Source organism: Colwellia marinimaniae (assembly GCF_002207865.1).
Taxonomy (GTDB): Bacteria; Pseudomonadota; Gammaproteobacteria; order Enterobacterales; family Alteromonadaceae; genus Colwellia; species Colwellia marinimaniae.
On record NZ_BDQM01000004.1, the window covers coordinates 96,458 to 117,466 of the forward strand.

Here is a 21,009-nt window from a genome sequence, read left to right on the forward strand (position 1 = left end):
TTGTTAGTCATTTATTTATAAGGCATTTCTGTGCATTCACTTGTTAAAACTACTCTTCTAATATTACTGTTAAGTAGTACGCTGCTGACGCAAGGCTGTGCCTCTAGTCAAGGAGCTGATAATAATGGACCTTTTTCGATAATGAATAATCTGGTCATTGCCGAGCCGTTAGCGATTAACTTTAAAAGTGAAATAGCCATCGCGCGTTTATCTGAAGTGATAAATAGGGCCAAGATACCGGATGAACAAAGAGCACAACTTTTTTATGATCGTGGTGTCTTGTATGACAGTGTTGGCTTACGTTCGCTGGCAAGATTTGACTTTTCCCATGCCCTACAATTAAAACCTGACTTAATTGACGCTTATAATTTCTTGGGTATTCATTACACCCAGTTACAAGAGTTTACCCAAGCTTATGAAAAATTCGACTCCGCCTTAGAGTTAGCGCCTGGACATGAATATGCCTATTTAAATCGAGGCATAGCCCTTTATTATGGTGCTCGACCTGAGTTAGCTAGCCTTGATTTTAAAGCCTTTCATCAAAAACAGCAGGATGATCCGTATCGTCTATTGTGGTTGTATTTGACTGAATATGAACTGGACCCTATTGCAGCAAAGCAGTCATTAAAACAGCGGGCAGAATTAGTTGCGGATAGTACCTGGGCGAAGCAGGTGATATTCCTTTATCTTGGCGAAATATCTCAAGGAGACTTTGTTAAAGGCTTAACAAAAAATGTTCGCTCAAATAAAGAGTTAACTGAGCGACTATGTGAAGCTTATTTTTATTTAGGTAAGTATAACCAAGCCTTAGGCTTTCGGGGCAGTGCGGCTAACTTCTTTAAACTGGCATTAAGTACCAACGTTTATGAATTTGTTGAGCATAGATACGCTAAGCTTGAATTAGATTTAATGCGTACTAAAAAAACTACGAATACTCAGCCTTAATTTATTAGCGACTCAATGCGTTTCGATAAAATCTATTGTTATATATTACTGTTGAGCTTGATGATATCTTTGTCATCAAGCTCATTTTTTTTAGCTGATTATTTAACTCAGCAATTGCATAAAAATAATTACCATGCAGGGCAGTTTTCCTACGCATTAAAGCATGACTACATTGCCGCGATAACCATTGCCGAAAAAACAGCGAATATTGCTAGTACTCATTGGTTAACACTGAACCAAACCCTAGCCAAAAGCCAAAAAAACGCGGCATTAAAGCTTGCTTATTGGTATCAAAAAAAAGCTCAACAAGAAGATAATATCGCTCTAGTGACCACGGCTATTATGTGGTTTGAACAAGCAATTCGCTTACAGTCGCAACAAGCCATGGTCGCGCTTGCACAGTTATATTTTCAACAAGGTAAGTTTGCCCTAGCACAAACGACATTAGGGCAATTGCCAGCAATGATTAACAATATTAACTTAGCTGAAACTCACTCAGTTTTAGCCATTAAAATAGCCGTCTCTTTAGGCGATGTGGCTCTGGTGAAGCAGCTAGTAAATTCTACGGTGTTTAAGCAAGAGGCTAATAGTAAAATTCAGCCTCTATTAGCGCAGCTAGATAAATATGCGGTCATCAAAGATAGCCCATTACTAATAAGTAAAGTTAATGGCCAAGTCCAACTGCCCTTTGAAGCGTTATCAAGTTGCATTACCAGTTTACAACTTTTTGCGACTAATCTGGAGCACTTAAAGCACCTTGAACAGCTGATTAATAGCTTTAATGAGCAGCAAGTGCTGGCACAGTATGTGTGTTTGCCAATACCGCGCTACATTAGCCGCAAACGTCTTGATTGTCAGGCACATGCACAGCAAGCTATTTATTGTAATGAAGCACATTGGCAAAGTGTCGCCAAGGACGTGACTAGCCGGCATATAGGTTTAATGCTTAACGAAGGTGGTGCCAATGTCCATTTAGGAATTCTCTATTTTGATGTCGAGGATAATGCGGATGTTTTTAGCCATGAAATAAGCCATTTGCTCGGTTTTGTTGATGAATACCCCTTAAGTAAAAACCATGATAAATGCCAAGGAGTACAGCATAAACCCTTTGCCCATAATATTGCGGTATTGGCCAATTACTATCAAGGTGAACGGAAACAGGTCAGAGCCAGGGTATTAGCCGAGGTAGCATGGGCCAGTAAAATAAAAGCCAGTACACCAATTTTACAAGCCGTTGATGAAAATTTCAACGAGAAAATAAAATGGCGTTTAGGTACGCCGATAGCATTTAAAGAGCAAGTTGGCCTCTATTTGGCCGAAAGTTGTCAACAGTCTAGTACGGGCAAAGCCTTATCAGCAAGTCATGTTGCGCCACGTTATTCAGCTTTTAAGCCGTTAAATCGGCGTACACAACTAAGATATTTCGCCAATGAATTTCCTCAAGAATACCTGAATATATTAAAAGCAAAACCGTTTGCCTATTTGATGCCGAGTTTTCATTACAATATTGCCTTAGCTTTATACCAGCAAGGTGATATTGTTGGCGCAAAGTTCTGGTTAGCGCAAGCGGCAGTATGGGAAAGTGAAGCGTTAAGGAAAGCTCGGATATTATCAGGCAGCTTTTAATCCAGGCTTTGCTAGTGCAAGCCTAGATTAGGGTTAAGGAAGTCTTTTGACTCTTTTATCAGACAATAACGTCTTATCAAAAACCCTCATGATTTTATCCTGTCCTTGAATTTTATCTGCAAAAAATGTTCGTCTGCTGCGGCTAACATCTAAATAGATTAACGAGTTTTTTTCTATCTTTACCTTCACTTTAGCAATTGGCCAGTGGCTAAAACGCCCTAAATATTGGATCTCTTGGGCGGCTTTTTTACACCTCAGCCTAAGGTCCTTTTTTTGAACGAGCCTTAATTCTTGAGCATATGTAGTTTTTTGTTCTTTAGTGATAATGGTTCTTTTCAATTGAAAAAAACGATATAGATTGCTTTTAAACTGATATAGGTAGGCAAAAAATCTCATTCTGATACCCTTTGAGAGGACACTTTATTAGTTATAGTCTAAATACCTCATTTTTACCTAGGTATACGCTTGTTTTTCTATCTTCATTAGTTTACAAAATGGGCGAGTTTTACTAAGTACTTAAATTGTAGCGGAAAAATAAGTTATAATGTTTAGTTGTAGATCTTGGTTTGTCTATAGCACAATTTTCTTTATCAGAGTATTTATGAAAACATTTGAGCCTTACCTCTTTAGAAAGCAATTTCCATTATTACAAAATATCTGCTCACCTAGGCATGATAAAGACGACCAACATCACGCTATAGTGTATTTTGATAATGCAGCGACCACACAAAAACCACTCACTGTTATTGATAGCCAGCAAGATTTTTATTGCCAATATAATGCCAATGTCCATAGAGCTTCACATCAACTAAGTAGCAAAGCTACCTTAGCTTTTGAAAATGCCCGTACCCTAGTTCAAGGCTTTATCGGTGCGCGTAGTATTAAAGAAGTTATTTGGACTAAGGGTGCCACGGAAAGTATCAATATTGTGGTGCAAAGCTTGGCTAGAAATACCTTAATGCCAGGGGATGAAATAGTCCTGTGTACTAGTGAGCACCACGCAAATATTGTTCCCTGGCAAATAGTTGCCGAGCAAACTGGCGCGGTGATCAAGATTTTACCTTTAACTAAGCAAGGTTATATCGATAGTACTAAGCTAGATAATGTCATTACGGATAAGACAAAATTTGTCGCCTGTGCCCATATTTCTAATGTGTTAGGGCGGATAAACCCCATTGAGAAAGTTATAGCTAAGGCAAAAGCTGTTGGTGCTATAACCTTAATAGATGGCGCTCAAGCAGTGGCACATTTATCTATTGATGTACAAGCGCTTGACTGTGATTTTTATGTTTTTTCGGCTCATAAAATGTATGGCCCAACAGGTATTGGTGTCCTTTATGGTAAAGAAGAGCTGCTTGATACTATGCCGCCATATCAGGGGGGAGGGGAAATGATTAAAACAGTCAGTTTTACTCAAGGTACTCGCTTTAACTCCTTACCTTTTAAGTTTGAAGCGGGTACACCCAATATTGCCGGGGTGATCGCTTTTGGTGAAAGTATCAACTTCTTAGCACCTTTGTTAGCCGATATTAGTAAAAGTTACCAGGAATATGAACAACAACTGCTTGATTATTGTTATCACGCCTTAGCTAAAATAGCGCAAGTTAAATTTATAGTCGAAGGCAAACCTGATATTGGCGTTATCGCTTTTACCTTAACCGGACATCATAATCACGATGTAGCGACTTCGTTGGATACTTATGGTATCGCTGTTCGCTCGGGTCATCATTGTGCTATGCCTTTAATGGCGCATTTAAACATCGATGGTTGCCTAAGGGTTTCTCTAGCTGCTTATAATACTAAGGTGGAAATTGATTACCTTATTGAGTGCTTAAATAAATTTTTACTTAATGCTTGTCTCGAACAAGAACAGCCCGATGAAAATGGCAGTGGAAAAAGGGCATCGAGTAATGAAATGGTTGATATTCTTACCCTCTTTGCCAAAACGAAAGGTTGGGATAGCCGACATAGAGAAATTATGCTGCTGGGTAAAAAATTACCTAGAATGGAAAAATCGCTGCGTGATGATGAAACCCTCATCTCTGGCTGCGAAAGCCTTGCTTGGCTGAAAGTTGCACAAGATAGCCAAGGCTACTATTCGTTTAAAGCCGACAGTGATGCCAAAATTATTCGTGGTTTATTAGTGATTGTGCTTAGCGCCCTTAATCATAAAACAGCACAACAAATACATAAGGTAAATATTAATGAATACTTCGAAAAAATGGGTTTAATACAGCACTTAAGCCCATCTCGTGGTAATGGTTTATTAGCTATTGTTGATAAAATAAAATTATTGGCACAATAACTACTCGCTTGTATTAAGCACAGTATAAACAAGGATAGTGAATAATTATTCTATTTTACTACATTTAAACTACATTTAAGGCTCTGTTCCATAATACTGTTGTCTACATTGTAACTCTATGATTTTATGGTGAGTATTGCTGAAGTGATAAAGCGAGCTTCACAAGCATGGATGCTTGTGTAGAGCCCCATGGATGGTTTTACGTGTCTCGCTTGTTTACTCAGCAACACTAACACTACAACAGAGCCACATTTAAACTGTATTTAAGTGCTAGCTACCCTCTTTAAATCTAGTATTTTAATTACTTTATCGCACCAGTTTGATAGTTTTGTTAATTGAAGGGTAAAATTCGTGGCAATATTCTGCTATTGCCAGTGAATTGAGCGCGGGCTGAGTAAAACAACGGCTAGTACAGGATTATTTAGTAGAGCTTAGCTGGTTTATTGATTACTTCAGCTGCTTTTTTAACAGTTTATCAATTGCTTTACCAACAGCAAAAAATGCAAACGTTGCCGTCACATGTGTGGTCGCACCAAAACCAGTGCGACAATCTAATCGCGTACTGCGCTGTTCACCATTACTTGCATCGGGTTTCGCTAAACAAACTTCTCCAGCTTTATTATCAGCAGGGTAGCGTAGTTGCTCGGTAGAAAATACCGCATCTATTGAAAATTTTCTTTTGCTCGCTTTAGCAATATCTGCACGTGGAAAATTAAATTCCCGGCGTAATTGGTTTTTCACTTTAGCGAGCAGGGGATCTTGATAGGTTTTACTTAAGTCTGTAATGGCTATTTGACTGGGATCAACTTGACCACCGGCACCACCAATAGTAATTATAGGTAATTTATTACGCTTACAATAAGCAATTATCCGGGTTTTAATATCGACAGAGTCGATAGCATCAATAACAAAGTCGAAAGATTGGCTTAGTAACGAGGGTAAATTTTCGGTAGTAACAAAGTCCTCAATGACTTGCACCTGACAGTCAGGGTTGATTTGTTTAATTCGATCACTCATAACCTCAACTTTACTGTGGCCAACAGTATCCGTTAATGCGTGGATTTGACGGTTAATATTGGTGGTACAAATATCATCTAAGTCGATCAAGGTAATTTGACCTATACCATTACGGGCGAGCGCTTCCGCTACCCAAGAGCCAACACCACCTATACCAATAACACAAAAATGGGCTTCTTTTATGATGCTTGCGCCCTGTTCGCCATATAAACGGCTAATACCACCAAATCTTAAAGAATAATCAGACATAATCAATTTATTGAGTTTTTATGTGAAAGGAAAGGTTAAAGATCACTATTATAACGATTAGTTGTTTGGAATTAAATAAAAATAACGGCAGTATAATTCATATTGATTACATTTTTTAATAGAGTAAAGGCGAAAAATTCGGCCGTTAATATTTTTTATATGAATAGTAAGTATCAAGTGTATTTATGTTTTTTTCGGTTAATTATTGGAAAATAAACATAAAAAAGGCAGCTAACGCTGCCTTTTCAAGTTAATTTTTTAACTAAATCATTATCTTTTGTTCAATGGCACAAATTCACGGTCAATTTTACCGGTATATTTTTGGCGAGGACGACCAATTTTTTGACCCGGTTGAGATAACATTTCATCCCAATGAGAAATCCAACCAACGGTTCTAGACATAGCAAAAATTACTGTGAACATACTTGTTGGGATACCAATAGCTTTAAGGATGATGCCTGAATAGAAGTCTACATTAGGGTAAAGTTTCTTTTCAATAAAGTATGGGTCTTCAAGAGCAACTTTCTCTAATGCCATAGCAACATCAAGCAATGGGTCGTTGATACCTAACTCTTTTAATACTTTGTGACATGTTTCGCGCATTACCGTTGCACGTGGATCGAAGTTTTTATAGACACGGTGACCAAAGCCCATTAAACGGAATGGGTCACTTTTATCTTTAGCTTTAGCAACAAATTCATCAACTCTGTCTAAAGTGCCTATCTCTTCAAGCATAGTTAAACAGGCTTCATTAGCACCACCATGTGCAGGTCCCCACAAAGAAGCTACACCTGCGGCAATACAAGCATAAGGGTTAGCGCCAGATGAGCCAGCTAAACGTACCGTAGAGGTAGAAGCATTTTGTTCATGGTCAGCATGTAAGGTAAAGATTCTATCCATAGCACTCGCTATGATAGGATTTACTTTATATTCTTCTGCGGGTACTGAGAACATCATGTGCAGGAAGTTTTCTGCGTAACTTAGGTCATTACGGGGGTAAACAAAAGGTTGACCAACACTGTATTTATAAGCCATAGCCGCAATAGTTGGCATTTTAGCAATTAATCGATGAGCACTACGTTTACGCTGTGCCGGGTCAGTGATATCTAAGTCACTGTGATAGAAAGAGGACATAGCGCCAACAACACCACAAACCATAGCCATAGGATGTGCGTCAGGTAAAAATCCTTGGAAGAAGTGGGCTAACTTCTCATGCACCATTGTATGGTTAGTGATGATGGCTTTAAATTCATCATATTCAGATTGCGTTGGAGCATCACCATTTAATAAGATATAACAAACTTCTAAGTAATCAGCTTTTTTTGCTAAGTCATCTATAGCGTAACCACGATGTTGCAATATGCCTTTATCGCCATCAATGAAAGTAATAGATGATTCACAAGATGCCGTAGATAAAAAGCCGGGGTCATAGGTAAAATAGCCATAGCTTCCTAAAGTTCTAATATCAATTACGTCAGTACCTGCAGTACCTTTTAAAATTGGAAACTGTCCAATTTCTATGCCATCAATACTCAGAGAGGCTTTTGATTCAGCCATAATATTTTTCCCCTATCAATTATAATTTATTTACATTTACCAACATTCTACTAAATTGCTTAATTCCCATACTAAGCTTAGTGAATAAATAGTCAGTTTTTGTTACTTTTCTTGGGTTTATCAAACTGCCGACATTCTACCCTGAAATGAATTTAAAATGTAAGAGTAATTATACTAAAGTTCAACACAGCTCAATATATTGCTTAAAAAAGCAGCCTTCGTTAATTTGCTTTGATCTTGACGTTCGCTAAAATTGTAATTCAATGTTAACGATTATATAATCACTTCGTCCTGTAGCTTATACTTACTGTTTATAGATTCAACTACGCTATAATTTTTGTATCATAATACAAAATCTAACTAGAATCGTGTTATGAAGTTGGTTAGACTTGTGTGCGAATGGGTACACTTACAAATATGAGCATGTAAAAGTTACCGTTCACTTTCGGGAATTACTTTTTTATATTGATTTTAAAGCTTTAAGTCAGTAGGTAAAGGTAGTTCATGAGTAACAATAATAAAAGTTGAAGGCTTTCGAGCTCTTTAGGCAACAATTGTGAAAAAACAACGTCCTGTAAACCTAGATCTATCTACAATAAAGATGCACCCGGCAGCACATGCCTCAATTCTTCACCGTATTTCTGGTGTAATTATGGTATTTGCTATTGGCATTTTATTGTGGACCCTTTCCATCTCTCTTTCCTCTGCACAAGGATTTAGTCAAATTCAAGGTTATCTTGATGGCTTATTCTTTAGCTTCATTATCTTTGGCTGTCTTTCAGCATTGACTTATCATTTATTAGCAGGTATTCGTCACTTGTGTATGGATATGGGTCATTTTGAAGAATTAGCTTCAGGTAATACCAGTGCCAAAGTAATCATGGCTATTTGGTTAGTCGTATCAGTGGTAATAGGAGTATGGTTATGGTAAACGTCGTCGCATCAGTAGGCCGTAATGGCGTACATGATTTTATTCTATTAAGAGCGAGTGCCATCATTCTTGCTCTCTATACCATACTTATTGCTGGTTTCTTTGTGGTCACACCGACCGTTACCTTTGAACAATGGCACGGTTTTTTTGCCTGTACTAGCGTTAAAGTGGCAACCGTTTTAGCGTTGTTGGCTTTGCTGACTCACGCAAAAATTGGTGTATGGCAAATCTTGTCAGATTATATTAAACCAGCGTTTTTACGCGGTGCTTTGCAATTTGTCTTTTCAGTTATCTTATTAGCCTACCTAGTGTTTGGCTTCTTAACCGTGTGGGGTGTATAAGTGAACGTTCCAATTCGTGAATTTGACGCCATTGTTATTGGCGCAGGCGGCGCAGGTATGCGTGCTGCATTAGCAATTACCGAATCAGGCAAATCTTGTGCCTTGATTTCTAAAGTATTTCCAACTCGTTCTCATACTGTATCTGCGCAAGGTGGTATTACTGTTGCGTTAGGTAATGCCCATGAAGATCATTGGGAAGAGCATATGTATGATACGGTGAAAGGCTCTGATTATATCGGTGACCAAGACGCTATCGAATATATGTGTAAAGTAGGTCCTGAAGCTGTGATTGAATTAGAGAAAATGGGTTTACCTTTTTCTCGTACCGAAGACGGTAAAATTTACCAACGTCCTTTTGGTGGTCAGTCGAGAAATTTTGGTGGTGAACAAGCCGCACGTACTGCAGCCGCTGCTGATCGTACTGGTCATGCCTTATTACATTGTTTGTACCAACAAAACGTTAAAAACAAAACCAACGTTTTTAGCGAATGGTATGCCTTAGATTTAGTTAAAAATAGTGCAGGAGTTATTGTTGGTACCACCGCTATTTGCATTGAAACTGGTGAAGTGGTTTATTTTAAAGCGCGCGCAACGGTACTGGCTACTGGCGGAGCAGGGCGTATTTTTGCATCGACCACTAATGCCCATATCAATACCGGTGACGGTGTTGGTATGTCACTTCGAGCTGGCATTCAAATGCAAGACATGGAAATGTGGCAGTTCCATCCAACCGGTATTGCTGGTTCTGGGGTACTGGTCACTGAAGGTTGTCGTGGCGAAGGTGGTTATTTATTAAATAAAGATGGTGAACGTTTTATGGAACGTTATGCGCCTAATGCTAAAGATTTAGCGGGTCGTGACGTTGTTGCTCGTTCGATGATGACCGAGATCCGTGAAGGTCGTGGTTTTGACGGTCCTCTAGGTCCTCATCTTAAATTAAAGCTTGACCATTTAGGTCGTGAAACGCTCGAGAAACGTTTGCCAGGTGTTTGTGAATTATCAAAAACTTTTGCTCATATTGATCCTGCGGTTGAACCTATTCCTGTTATTCCAACTTGCCATTATCAAATGGGTGGCGTGCCTTGTAATGTTAACGGTCAAGCCCTTAATATCAGTCCAGAAGGTAAAGAAACTATCGTTGAAGGTTTATTCGCGGTAGGTGAAATTGCCTGTGTATCTGTGCATGGCGCTAACCGTTTAGGTGGTAACTCATTACTTGATTTAGTGGTGTTTGGCCGGGCAGCAGGTAAGTTCTTAGGTGAACACTTATCTGATTCAGAATCGGCCCTCGATGCGTCAGCGTCTGATATCGAGACTTCCTTAGTTCGCATGAACCGTTGGGAATCATCGACTAAAGGTGAAGACCCAGTACAAATTCGTAAAGACTTACAACAGTGTATGCAAATGAACTTTGGGGTTTTCCGCGAAGGCGAAGCCATGGCTAAAGGCATGAAAGAATTAACTGAAATTCGTGAACGTCTTAAAGTTGCCCGCTTAGATGACAAGTCTTCGGAATTTAACACTCAGCGTATTGAATGTTTAGAATTAGATAACTTGATGGAAACGGCTTACTGTAGTGCCAAGGCAGCAAACTTCCGCACTGAATCTCGTGGTGCTCATGCCCGTCAAGATTTTACCGAACGTGATGATGTCAACTGGTTATGCCACTCAATCTACACACCTGAGACCGAAGCAATGTCTAAACGTCCAGTGAATATGAAACCAATTCACCGCGAAGCTTTCCCACCGAAAGCACGTGTTTACTAAGGACTTAATTGTAGGAAATATACGATGAAACAAAATTTTTCGATTTACCGCTACAATCCTGATGTAGACGCTAAACCTTACATGAAAGACTATCAATTAGACGTGCCAGAAGGCTCTGATATGATGGTTCTTGATGCGCTTATTCTTTTGAAAGAAGAAGACGCTACGTTATCATTCCGTCGTTCATGTCGTGAGGGTGTATGTGGCTCTGACGGTTTAAACATGAATGGTAAAAATGGTTTGGCTTGTATCACACCATTATCCCAGTTGAAAGCGAAAACGATTGTCTTACGCCCATTACCTGGTTTACCGGTAGTGCGAGACTTGATTATTGATATGACCCAATTTTATCAACAATATGAAAAAATTAAGCCATACTTGATCAACGATGCACAACCCGCTGCTCGTGAAAATATACAATCAATTGAAGAGCGTGAAAAATTAGACGGTCTTTATGAGTGTATTTTATGTGCTTGTTGTTCTACTTCTTGTCCGTCTTTCTGGTGGAATCCTGATAAATTTATCGGGCCAGCAGGTTTGTTGCATGCTTATCGCTTCTTAATTGATAGTCGTGATACCGCAACAGAAGAGCGTTTAGATGATTTACAAGATGCTTACAGCGTATTTCGTTGTCATGGCATCATGAACTGTGTTGATGTTTGTCCAAAAGGATTAAACCCAACCAAAGCCATCGGCCATATTAAATCAATGTTATTAAACCGCGCGGTTTAAGGTTAAAAGTAAGCTTAGTTAAAGTTACCTTAGGTACTGATTTGGTCTAAGTTTACGTTATTGATTTATATGCAAGAATAAACAGGGTATTATACTTTTTAGTTAAACTTCCCGTTTAGCTTTTTAATGTAATACTCTGTTAAATTAAAAATGTTTATTAGCGTAATCGTTTGGGTATTTATACTTACAATGGTTATAAATTTTAATTGCTTTACCCCCAGCAAAGGAACAAGGCAATGCCAGAAGGTGTAATGAAGGCTTGGCTCGAGTCTTCCCATTTAAACGGTGGTAACATCGTTTATATCGAAGAATTGTACGAATCATACTTAGATAACTCCGCCTCTGTAACTACAGAATGGCAAGAAATCTTTGGTCAACTCCCTAAAGTCGAAGGCAGTGAGGTGGAATACCGCCACAGTGTCATCCGTGATGAATTTAAAACTTTAGCAAAACAAACCCAAAAACAAGTTGTTGTTTCGGGTGGTGATGCTAAACAGGTTAAAGTCTTACAGCTTATAAATGCTTTTAGGTTTCGTGGTCATCAAAATGCTAATTTAGACCCCTTGGGTTTATGGCAGCGTGATAAAGTGCGTGATTTACAATTGTCACATCATGACTTATCAGAAAATGACTTTGATAAAGAATTTAACTTAGGCTCATTTGCTGTTGGCAAAGAGACCATGAAGTTAGGTGAGTTATATAAAACTTTAAAAGCTACCTATTGTGGTTCAATTGGCGCTGAATATATGCACATGACCTCAACTGATGAGAAACGTTGGATACAACAACGTCTTGAGTCAGTTCAGTCAAAAGCTGATTTTAGCGTTGAAGAAAAGACCGAGATTTTTAAAGGCTTAATTGCTGCTGATGGTCTAGAGAAATATCTTGGCGCGAAATTCCCCGGTGCAAAACGCTTTTCATTAGAAGGTGGTGATGCTTTAGTTCCTATGCTCAAAGAATTAATCACTCGTGCCGGTGCTGCTGGTATTAAAGAAGTGGTTATGGGCATGGCTCACCGCGGTCGTTTAAATGTGCTGGTTAATGTGATGGGTAAAAACCCTTCAAAATTATTTGATGAATTTGCCGGTAAGCATGATGAAATTTCAAGCTCGGGTGATGTGAAATACCATCAAGGTTATTCTTCAGATTTTGTTACTCCTGGCGGCAATGTTCATCTAGCCCTGGCGTTTAACCCTTCGCATCTTGAAATCGTTAACCCTGTGGTGATTGGCTCGGTAAGAGCGAGACAAGATAGACGCGGTGGTGTTGAAGGTGATCAAGGTGATTTAGTCTTACCTATTACTATTCATGGTGATTCAGCAATTGCTGGTCAAGGTGTAGTACAAGAAACCTTTAACATGTCACAAGCCCGTGCGTTTAAAGTAGGTGGTACAGTACGCATAGTGGTGAATAATCAAGTTGGTTTTACTACCTCTATTCCAGAAGATATGCGCTCAGGTGAATATTGTACTGAAATTGCTAAAATGGTCCAGGCGCCAATCTTTCATGTCAATGGTGATGATCCTGAAGCGGTGATTTTAGTCACGCAAATCGCTATTGATTACCGTAACGAATTTAAACGTGATGTGGTTATCGACTTAGTTTGTTACCGTCGCCATGGCCATAATGAAGCTGATGAGCCAAGTGCTACGCAGCCGTTAATGTACAAAATTGTTAGAAATCATCCAACACCGCGTCAATTATACGCAGATAAATTAGTCGCAGAAGGCAGTTTAACTAAAGCAACAACCGACGAGTTAACCGCTTATTACCGTAAATTACTTGATGAAGGTCAGTGCACTGTTGAGCAATGGCGTCCAATGACAGAACATTCTGTTGACTGGACCCCTTATCTTGGTCATGACTGGGATGATGATTACGACAAAGAAATTTCGTTTGATAAACTTAAAGAGTTAGCGACTAAAATCGCTACTATTCCAGAAAACCACCCAGTACATTCTCGTGTTAAGAAGATCTATGATGATCGCATGAAAATGGCTAAGGGTGAAAAGCTACTTGATTGGGGTATGGCGGAAAACTTAGCTTATGCGACTATTGTTGACATAGGCAAACGTGTTCGTCTTACCGGGCAAGATTCCGCTCGTGGCACCTTCTTCCATCGTCATGCGGTTTTACATAACCAAGATGATGGTAGTACTTATACCCCTTTAAAAAACATACGTGAAGGACAAGGTCCTTTTGATGTTCATGATTCAGTATTATCTGAAGTGTCTGTTGTGGCATTTGAATACGGTTATACCACAGCTGAGCCCGCAGGTTTAACTCTGTGGGAAGCACAATTTGGTGATTTTGCTAACTGTGCGCAAGTAGTATTTGATCAGTTCATTAGTTCCGGCGAACAAAAATGGGGCCGTTTATGTGGCTTAACCATGTTATTGCCCCACGGTTATGAAGGGCAAGGGCCAGAGCATTCATCTGCTCGGTTAGAGCGATTTTTGCAACTTTGTGCCGATCACAATATGCAAGTGTGTGTACCATCAACACCAGCGCAAGTATTCAACATGTTACGTCGTCAAGTAATTCGACCAATGCGTCGGCCATTAATTGTTATGTCACCTAAATCATTATTACGTCACCCGTTAGCGGTTTCTTCATTAGAAGAAATGGCTACTGGTATCTTTCATAATGTCATTGGCGAAACGGATGACTTAGATCATAGCGCGGTTGAGCGGGTAGTATTTTGTAGTGGTAAAGTTTACTACGAATTAGTTGAGCAACGTCGTAAAAATGAACTTAATAACGTGGCCATTATTCGTATTGAGCAGTTATACCCTTTCCCAGAGAAAGAGTTTCAAGATGCTATTAAACAGTATCAACATGTGAAGCAATTTGTTTGGTGTCAGGAAGAGCCGCAAAATCAAGGTGCTTGGTATTGTTCTCAGCATCATTTTAGAGCGGCAATCCCTGAAGGTACGTATTTGACTTATGCTGGCCGTAAAGCCTCTGCAGCTCCTGCTGTGGGTTATATGTCAGTTCATGTGAAAGAACAACAAGCGCTTGTCACTCAAGCGTTAACATTGGACTAACATGAAAAGTACCACAAGCGCTTGTCACTCAAGCGCTAATGTTAGATAAGATTAGCTTAACTATTGAGTGCACTTCTTCTCGTCAATATGATGAGAAGAAAGTGCTAAAAGTTTGTAAGGAATTATAAAAATGACAACCGAAATCAAAGTTCCGGTATTACCAGAATCAGTTGCAGATGCAACAGTAGCAACTTGGCATGTACAAGTTGGTGAAAAATTTACTCGTGATCAAGTACTTGTCGATATTGAAACCGATAAAGTGGTATTAGAAGTACCAGCGACTTGTGATGGTGTGATGACTGATATTAGTCAAAGCGATGGCGCTACTGTATTAGGCGACCAAGTAATTGGTACCTATGCTGAAGGCTCAGTTGCTGTTGCAGCACCTACAGCGGCGCCAGTAGCCGCGGCAGTAACAAGTGCTGTTAACGTTATTGATATCGTGGTACCGGTATTACCTGAATCAGTAGCTGATGCGACTGTTGCTACATGGCATGTTGCGACAGGCGATACGGTATCAGTTGATCAAAACTTAGTTGATATCGAAACAGATAAAGTAGTACTTGAAGTTGTTGCTCAAGAGAATGGTGTGATTGGTAAAATAATCCATGTTGAAGGCGATACTGTGTTAGGCGCTCAAAAAATTGGTGAGCTTAACGCCGGTGCTACAGCGAATACTACGGCGACTGCAACGTCTGAAGAAGCGGTAAGCAGCGATGAACTTGCTAGCCCGTCAGTACGTCGTTTAATGACTGAAAAAGGTTTAACTGCTAGCGACGTTGTTGGCACAGGTAAAGGCGGTCGTATTTCGAAAGAAGACGTTGCCGCAGCGGCTAACTCTCCAAAAGGAAAGCCAGCAGCAGCTCCGGTAGCAAAAGCTGCAGTGCCTGCTGTTGAAGACTTAGGTGAGCGTACACAGAAACGTGTACCTATGACGCGTTTACGTAAAACCATTGCTACTCGTTTATTAGCAGCAAAAAATGAAACGGCCATGTTAACTACCTTTAATGAAGTTAACATGAAGCCAATTATGGATCTTCGCAAAAAATATAAAGACTTATTCGAGAAGACTCATGATACGCGCCTAGGTTTCATGTCTTTTTACGTGAAAGCGGTCACCGAAGCTTTAAAACGTTACCCAGCGATTAATGCTTCGATTGATGGCGATGATATTGTTTATCATAACTTCTTCGATATCTCTATTGCTGTTTCTACGCCGCGTGGTTTAGTTACACCAGTACTTCGTGATACCGATCAATTAAGCATGGCGGGTATTGAAAATGGTATTCGTGCATTAGCACTTAAAGGTCGTGATGGTAAACTTTCACTTGCTGAAATGACGGGTGGTACCTTCACTATCACTAACGGTGGTGTTTTTGGCTCATTGCTTTCAACGCCTATCTTAAACCTACCGCAAGCGGCAATTTTAGGTATGCATAAGATACAAGACCGTCCAATGGCTGTTGATGGTAACGTGGTAATACTTCCTATGATGTATTTAGCACTTTCTTACGATCATCGTTTAGTTGATGGCAAAGAGTCTGTTGGTTTCTTAGTAACCATTAAAGACTTGTTAGAAGATCCTACACGTCTTCTTTTAGATATATAGTTTTTAGATATATAGTTTTCAGATATATAGTTTCAAATAGATTGTAGGCGGCAACTTGTTCGCGCTAAGCGGGAATAAATTCCGGCCTACATTTAGCTCTTTTGACTACCGTTATTAGAGCCTTTATACTATAATTTGTCGACTTTTCATTGGCTACCGTTACATTTTTATTAAAAGAATAAAACGGTAGCTTTCATTTACAGATAAATGGATAAAACACCATGAATTTGCATGAGTATCAAGCGAAACAATTATTCGCTGAATATGGTTTACCAGTTTCTGAGGGTTTCGCTTGCGATACCCCTCAAGAAGCTGCCGAAGCTGCTGATAAAATTGGCGGCGATATGTGGGTTGTTAAAACCCAAGTACACGCAGGCGGACGTGGTAAAGCTGGCGGTGTTAAGCTAGTTAAAACTAAAGAAGAAATCAAATCGTTTGCACAAAAGTGGTTAGGTAAAAACCTTGTCACTTACCAAACAGATGCTAAGGGTCAGCCAGTAACTAAGATTTTAGTTGAAAGCTGCACCGATATCGCTAGAGAGCTATATCTTGGCGCTGTTGTCGATCGTGGTACCCGTAAAGTGGTATTCATGGCGTCAACTGAAGGCGGCGTAGATATTGAAACTGTTGCGGAAAATACACCAGAATTGATCCACAAAGTAACTATCGATCCACTAGTAGGCGCTCAAGCTTTCCAGGGTCGTGAACTTGGTTTCAAATTGGGTCTAAACCCAACACAAATGAAGCAATTTGTTAAGATTTTCTTAGGTCTAGCAAAAATGTTTACCGATTTTGATTTCGCCTTACTAGAAATCAACCCGCTTGTTATTACAGACGAAGGTAACCTTCACTGTCTAGACGGCAAAATCACTATCGATGGCAACGCGTTATACCGTCAGCCAAAAATCCGTGAAATGCACGATCCATCACAAGAAGACGAGCGCGAAGCTCATGCAGCACAGTGGGAGCTAAACTACGTAGCTCTTGACGGTACTGTTGGTTGTATGGTTAACGGAGCAGGCCTAGCAATGGGTACTATGGATATCGTTAACTTACACGGTGGCCGACCAGCAAACTTCTTGGATGTTGGCGGCGGTGCTAACAAAGAACGCGTTACTGAAGCATTCAAGATTATCTTGTCTGACGAGAACGTGAAAGCGGTACTAGTAAACATCTTCGGCGGCATCGTTCGTTGTGACATGATTGCTGAAGGTATCATCGGCGCGGTTAAAGAAGTAGGCGTTAAAGTGCCTGTAATTGTACGTCTTGAAGGTACTAATGCTGAACTAGGTCGTGAAGTATTGAAAAAATCTGGTCTAGACATTATTGCAGCAACATCATTAACAGATGCTGCTATTCAAGTTGTTAAAGCTGCGGAGGGCAATGCATAATGTCTATCTTAATTAACAAAGATACTAAAGTAATCTGTCAAGGTTTCACCGGTGGACAAGGTACATTCCACTCAGAGCAAGCGATTGATTACGGTACACAAATGGTTGGCGGCGTAAGCCCAGGTAAAGGCGGTCAAACGCACCTTGGTCTACCTGTATTTAACACAGTTCGTGAAGCTGTATCAGCTACTGGCGCAACGGCAACAGTTATCTACGTACCAGCACCATTTTGTAAAGATGCTATCTTAGAAGCTATTGATGCTGGCATCGAGCTAATCATCACCATCACTGAAGGTATCCCAACTTTAGACATGGTTGACGTTAAAGTTAAGCTTGAGCAAACTGGCGTGCGTATGATCGGTCCTAACTGTCCAGGTGTTATCACTCCTGGCGAAACTAAGATTGGTATCATGCCTGGTCACATCCACTTGCCTGGTAAAGTAGGAATCGTATCGCGTTCAGGTACTCTTACTTATGAAGCAGTGAAGCAAACAACTGATTTTGGTTTCGGCCAATCTACATGTGTTGGCATCGGTGGTGATCCAATCCCAGGTTCTAACTTCATCGATATTTTGGAAATGTTCCAAAACGATCCACAGACTGAAGCAATCGTAATGATTGGTGAAATCGGTGGTACTGCTGAAGAAGAAGCAGCTGAGTACATTAAAGCACACGTTACTAAACCTGTTGTTGCTTACATTGCTGGTGTTACTGCACCAGAAGGTAAGCGTATGGGTCATGCTGGCGCAATTATCGCCGGCGGTAAAGGTACTGCTGAAGAGAAATTTAAAGCATTAGAAGCGGCCGGTGTTAAAACTGTTCGTTCTTTAGCTGATATTGGTAAAGCACTTAAAGAGAAAACAGGATGGTAAGCTAACGCTTACAGCTTGTAATTCTTAATAAAAACCCGCATATTCTAATAGAGAATGCGGGTTTTTTGTTTCTATTATTTAGCTAATAGCTCTATCTTGGTCTATAACCCTGATATTGTTGCTGAGGTTGTTGTAAGCTCTGTTTTGCACTTTCTTCAGCGATTTTTATGCTGTCTAACCTTTTTTCATTTTCTAATAAATATTCTATTCCGCTATTCGTGATAGAGAAACCATATCCAGTATTACCGTTATAGTCTTCTGTTATTGCTCTGTTTATATAGCCTATTCGTGTCAATCTTATCAATGCTATTTGTAGTTGAGATTCTGAAAAAGGAAGTGCCTTCTGTTCAATATCCCAAAAGAACATACCATTTACGGATGTTGTATGAGTTGAAAGCAATTCAGATAGTAAACGTAGCGATTTGTCACTTATTGAATATTCATCTTTTGATATTTTAAGGGATGTAATTTTTTCTTTAGTTACACTCCCGCGAAACAGTCCCTGTTGATTCATTTGTGTTGTAATTTTTATACAAGCCGCATTTACAGCACAATCTAGGTTTGTATCACTTCTATCTGAATCAAAATCTAACGTATTAATACCTGCTAAATCTGAAGCGATGTATAGTTCTTTATTTCTTGGTTTAAGTATGAAACAACGTTCCTTACCAAGCGAGCCAATGAATAGGCCTAATTCAAAAAGAACATTATCTCTTACTGTTTGATGATCACTTCCTCGGATACAAGTTATGTCATCAGGAGAAAAAACAAATAAAGCAAAATCAACATTATTAGCTTTAGTCATTAAAGAACTTAATGTATCGCTGCCTGCTTTATCAAAAACATTTGGCCAGACAGAAACTTCAGCAGTATGATCTAACGCTACATTACATGCGTTTGCTATATCTAAGCTATCGCTTGAAGATCCTATAAAAATTCTAGGTTTATTAGTCATTTTTAATTTTACTCTTTGTTTAAACTTTCCTGTATATATTTTAACAACTTATTGTTATTAATTACATAATTAAAAGTCGCGGTGGCGACGACACCCCAAAGGGGGCTAAACGCCGAGCCCTCTTTGGAATCTCTCAGCGCTGCGGTCCAAACGTGACCTTACATTTATAAAAGTGTTTTCGACGTAACAGCGCTGATGGCACATCAGGACAATATGCGTCCTGCATTGTCTAATAAGGTACATCCTGTACCGTAATGTGCCGCATTACTTTTGCCATCATCCCTGATGGTAATACGTGATATTGCCTTTCTTTTCGGCACTTGATTCAAGCAGACTTGGTGTGTATTGATAGGGTAGGTGATGGTGTTGTTATTCCATCGGCACTTAAAGTCGTCATTCCCGAAGTTTATGATCGGGTATCAAGGGGTCAGAACAGTTGATTTGATATCAACAAGGTCAGAGTTAGTTGATATTATTGTCGCGGTGGCGACGACACCCAAAGGGGGGCTAAACGCCGAGCCCCCTTTGGAATCCCCCAGCGCTGCGATCCAAACGTGATCTTACATTTATAAAAGTGTTTTCGACGTAACAGCGCTGATGGCACATCAGGACAATATGCGTCCTGCATTGTCTAATAAGGTACATCCTGTACCGTAATGTGCCGCATTACTTTTGCCATCATCCCTGATGGTAATACGTGATATTGCCTTTCTTTTCGGCACTTGATTCAAGCAGACTTGGTGTGTATTGATAGGGTAGGTGATGGTGTTGTTATTCCATCGGCACTTAAAGTCGTCATTCCCGAAGTTTATGATCGGGAATCCAGTTCACTAAGGTCTGAATCCACGATTAAACCACCACGAAGATGACAGTTGTTATGTGAGCTATCCGTGCCAAACACTCCAACCCCATCTCAGTATCAAGGGGTCAGAACAGTTGATTTGATATCAACAAGGTCAGAGTTAGTTGATATCAAGGAGCCAGACCAGTTGATTTTATATCAACAAGGTCAGAGTTAGTTGATATTATTGTCGCGGTGGCGACGACACCCAAAAGGGGCTAAACGCCGAACCCCCTTTGGAATCTCCCGGCGCTGCTAATCAAGTGTAATCCTCCATTCAAGGCAATATCTTCGACGTAACAGTAATGATGGCACATCAGGACAATGTGCTCCTGCATTGTCTAATAAGGTACATCCTGTACCGTCATGTGCCGCATTACTTTTCCCATCATCCCTGATGGTAATACGTGAATATTGCCTTTCTTTTCGGCACTTGATTCAAGCAGACTTAGTGCGTGTTGATAGGCTAGGTAATGGTGTTGTTATTCCACTGGCACTTAAAGTCGTCATTCCCGAAGTTTCTGATCGGGAATCCAGAGCACTAAGTTCTGGATCTTCGACTAAGCCACCACGAAGATGACAGTTGCTATGTGAGCTACCCGTGCCAAACACTCCAACCCCATCTCAGCAATGAAATGACAGACTAGCAGTTAGCAGCCCTCGACCTGAGATAGGATGTCGATGGCTGCCGTTGTTCAGGGATGATAAATCGGCAGGAATCGTGGTTTGCGCTAGTGTGTTATTGAATGTTCTGCTGAGCTGGGCGCTCTGGGGATTGGAAAGGGGAGCAGAGCGGTCGTTCCCCTTTCTGTGTTGTCGCCACC

Annotated in this window: 16 protein-coding genes; 12 read left to right on the forward strand and 4 right to left on the reverse strand. The window is 40.1% G+C overall.

Annotation, left to right across the window (positions count from 1 at the left end; genetic code table 11):
* Window positions 1-30 precede the first annotated feature (30 nt).
* Window positions 31-945: a lipoprotein NlpI gene (nlpI, locus tag MTCD1_RS04010; RefSeq protein WP_082606509.1), complete on the forward strand. Its 915-nt coding sequence runs from the start codon at window positions 31-33 to the stop codon at window positions 943-945.
* Between the two features lie 15 nt (window positions 946-960).
* The gene (locus MTCD1_RS04015; protein ID WP_057181183.1) at window positions 961-2,571 is read left to right on the forward strand and encodes a hypothetical protein; all 1,611 of its coding nucleotides are present in this window, start codon (window positions 961-963) and stop codon (window positions 2,569-2,571) included.
* 33 nt (window positions 2,572-2,604) lie between these two features.
* Here MTCD1_RS04015 and MTCD1_RS04020 read toward each other — a convergent pair whose 3' ends face one another.
* Window positions 2,605-2,967 (reverse strand): hypothetical protein, encoded by a 363-nt coding sequence (locus MTCD1_RS04020; protein WP_057181182.1) that lies wholly within the window; start codon window positions 2,965-2,967, stop codon window positions 2,605-2,607.
* A gap of 205 nt (window positions 2,968-3,172) precedes the next feature.
* Between MTCD1_RS04020 and MTCD1_RS04025 the strand changes: the two genes are divergently transcribed.
* Window positions 3,173-4,876, forward strand: coding sequence for a SufS family cysteine desulfurase (locus MTCD1_RS04025; protein ID WP_057181181.1), 1,704 nt, complete (start codon window positions 3,173-3,175; stop codon window positions 4,874-4,876).
* 447 nt (window positions 4,877-5,323) lie between these two features.
* On the opposite strand, the gene tcdA is transcribed toward MTCD1_RS04025, so the two are convergent.
* Window positions 5,324-6,142: a tRNA cyclic N6-threonylcarbamoyladenosine(37) synthase TcdA gene (tcdA, locus tag MTCD1_RS04030; RefSeq protein WP_057181180.1), complete on the reverse strand. Its 819-nt coding sequence runs from the start codon at window positions 6,140-6,142 to the stop codon at window positions 5,324-5,326.
* Window positions 6,143-6,412: 270 nt separating this feature from the next.
* Window positions 6,413-7,699 carry a citrate synthase gene (locus MTCD1_RS04035; RefSeq protein WP_057181179.1) on the reverse strand — a complete coding sequence of 429 codons (1,287 nt, stop codon included), beginning with the start codon at window positions 7,697-7,699 and terminating at the stop codon, window positions 6,413-6,415.
* 556 nt (window positions 7,700-8,255) lie between these two features.
* Here MTCD1_RS04035 and sdhC point away from each other — a divergent pair.
* The 8 genes from sdhC to sucD all read left to right on the forward strand — a co-directional run bounded on the left by sdhC (window position 8,256) and on the right by sucD (window position 18,389).
* The gene (sdhC, locus tag MTCD1_RS04040) at window positions 8,256-8,630 is read left to right on the forward strand and encodes a succinate dehydrogenase, cytochrome b556 subunit (protein WP_057181178.1); all 375 of its coding nucleotides are present in this window, start codon (window positions 8,256-8,258) and stop codon (window positions 8,628-8,630) included.
* Window positions 8,624-8,971 carry a succinate dehydrogenase, hydrophobic membrane anchor protein gene (gene sdhD / locus MTCD1_RS04045; RefSeq protein ID WP_057181177.1) on the forward strand — a complete coding sequence of 116 codons (348 nt, stop codon included), beginning with the start codon at window positions 8,624-8,626 and terminating at the stop codon, window positions 8,969-8,971. The genes sdhC and sdhD overlap by 7 nt, the downstream gene beginning before the upstream one ends.
* Complete coding sequence (gene sdhA / locus MTCD1_RS04050) at window positions 8,972-10,738, forward strand: succinate dehydrogenase flavoprotein subunit (protein ID WP_057181176.1); 1,767 nt, start codon at window positions 8,972-8,974, stop codon at window positions 10,736-10,738.
* Window positions 10,739-10,762: 24 nt separating this feature from the next.
* Window positions 10,763-11,470, forward strand: a complete 708-nt coding sequence (locus MTCD1_RS04055) for a succinate dehydrogenase iron-sulfur subunit (protein WP_057181175.1) — start codon at window positions 10,763-10,765, stop codon at window positions 11,468-11,470.
* A gap of 236 nt (window positions 11,471-11,706) precedes the next feature.
* A complete protein-coding gene (locus MTCD1_RS04060) occupies window positions 11,707-14,517 on the forward strand; it encodes a 2-oxoglutarate dehydrogenase E1 component (RefSeq protein ID WP_057181174.1) in 2,811 nt (936 codons plus the stop codon).
* A 130-nt stretch (window positions 14,518-14,647) separates the two neighbouring features.
* The gene (gene odhB / locus MTCD1_RS04065; RefSeq protein ID WP_057181173.1) at window positions 14,648-16,126 is read left to right on the forward strand and encodes a 2-oxoglutarate dehydrogenase complex dihydrolipoyllysine-residue succinyltransferase; all 1,479 of its coding nucleotides are present in this window, start codon (window positions 14,648-14,650) and stop codon (window positions 16,124-16,126) included.
* Between the two features lie 221 nt (window positions 16,127-16,347).
* Window positions 16,348-17,517 (forward strand): ADP-forming succinate--CoA ligase subunit beta, encoded by a 1,170-nt coding sequence (gene sucC / locus MTCD1_RS04070; RefSeq protein WP_057181172.1) that lies wholly within the window; start codon window positions 16,348-16,350, stop codon window positions 17,515-17,517.
* Complete coding sequence (sucD, locus tag MTCD1_RS04075) at window positions 17,517-18,389, forward strand: succinate--CoA ligase subunit alpha (RefSeq protein WP_057181171.1); 873 nt, start codon at window positions 17,517-17,519, stop codon at window positions 18,387-18,389. Before sucC ends, sucD begins: the two co-directional genes overlap by 1 nt.
* 91 nt (window positions 18,390-18,480) lie before the next feature.
* On the opposite strand, the gene MTCD1_RS04080 is transcribed toward sucD, so the two are convergent.
* The gene (locus MTCD1_RS04080; RefSeq protein WP_057181170.1) at window positions 18,481-19,344 is read right to left on the reverse strand and encodes a TIR domain-containing protein; all 864 of its coding nucleotides are present in this window, start codon (window positions 19,342-19,344) and stop codon (window positions 18,481-18,483) included.
* A gap of 1,178 nt (window positions 19,345-20,522) precedes the next feature.
* On the opposite strand from MTCD1_RS04080, the gene MTCD1_RS20615 reads away from it, so the two are divergent.
* Window positions 20,523-20,765, forward strand: coding sequence for a hypothetical protein (locus MTCD1_RS20615; RefSeq protein WP_143760085.1), 243 nt, complete (start codon window positions 20,523-20,525; stop codon window positions 20,763-20,765).
* The last annotated feature ends 244 nt before the right edge of the window (window positions 20,766-21,009 follow it).

Coding starts and splice junctions, on each gene's coding strand:
- MTCD1_RS04015 (WP_057181183.1), top strand. CDS start 961: ATGCGTTTCGATAAAATCTATTGTTATATATTACTGTTGAGCTTGATG.
- MTCD1_RS04020 (WP_057181182.1), bottom strand. CDS start 2,967: ATGAGATTTTTTGCCTACCTATATCAGTTTAAAAGCAATCTATATCGT.
- MTCD1_RS04025 (WP_057181181.1), top strand. CDS start 3,173: ATGAAAACATTTGAGCCTTACCTCTTTAGAAAGCAATTTCCATTATTA.
- tcdA (WP_057181180.1), bottom strand. CDS start 6,142: ATGTCTGATTATTCTTTAAGATTTGGTGGTATTAGCCGTTTATATGGC.
- MTCD1_RS04035 (WP_057181179.1), bottom strand. CDS start 7,699: ATGGCTGAATCAAAAGCCTCTCTGAGTATTGATGGCATAGAAATTGGA.
- sdhD (WP_057181177.1), top strand. CDS start 8,624: ATGGTAAACGTCGTCGCATCAGTAGGCCGTAATGGCGTACATGATTTT.
- MTCD1_RS04055 (WP_057181175.1), top strand. CDS start 10,763: ATGAAACAAAATTTTTCGATTTACCGCTACAATCCTGATGTAGACGCT.
- MTCD1_RS04060 (WP_057181174.1), top strand. CDS start 11,707: ATGCCAGAAGGTGTAATGAAGGCTTGGCTCGAGTCTTCCCATTTAAAC.
- odhB (WP_057181173.1), top strand. CDS start 14,648: ATGACAACCGAAATCAAAGTTCCGGTATTACCAGAATCAGTTGCAGAT.
- sucC (WP_057181172.1), top strand. CDS start 16,348: ATGAATTTGCATGAGTATCAAGCGAAACAATTATTCGCTGAATATGGT.
- sucD (WP_057181171.1), top strand. CDS start 17,517: ATGTCTATCTTAATTAACAAAGATACTAAAGTAATCTGTCAAGGTTTC.
- MTCD1_RS04080 (WP_057181170.1), bottom strand. CDS start 19,344: ATGACTAATAAACCTAGAATTTTTATAGGATCTTCAAGCGATAGCTTA.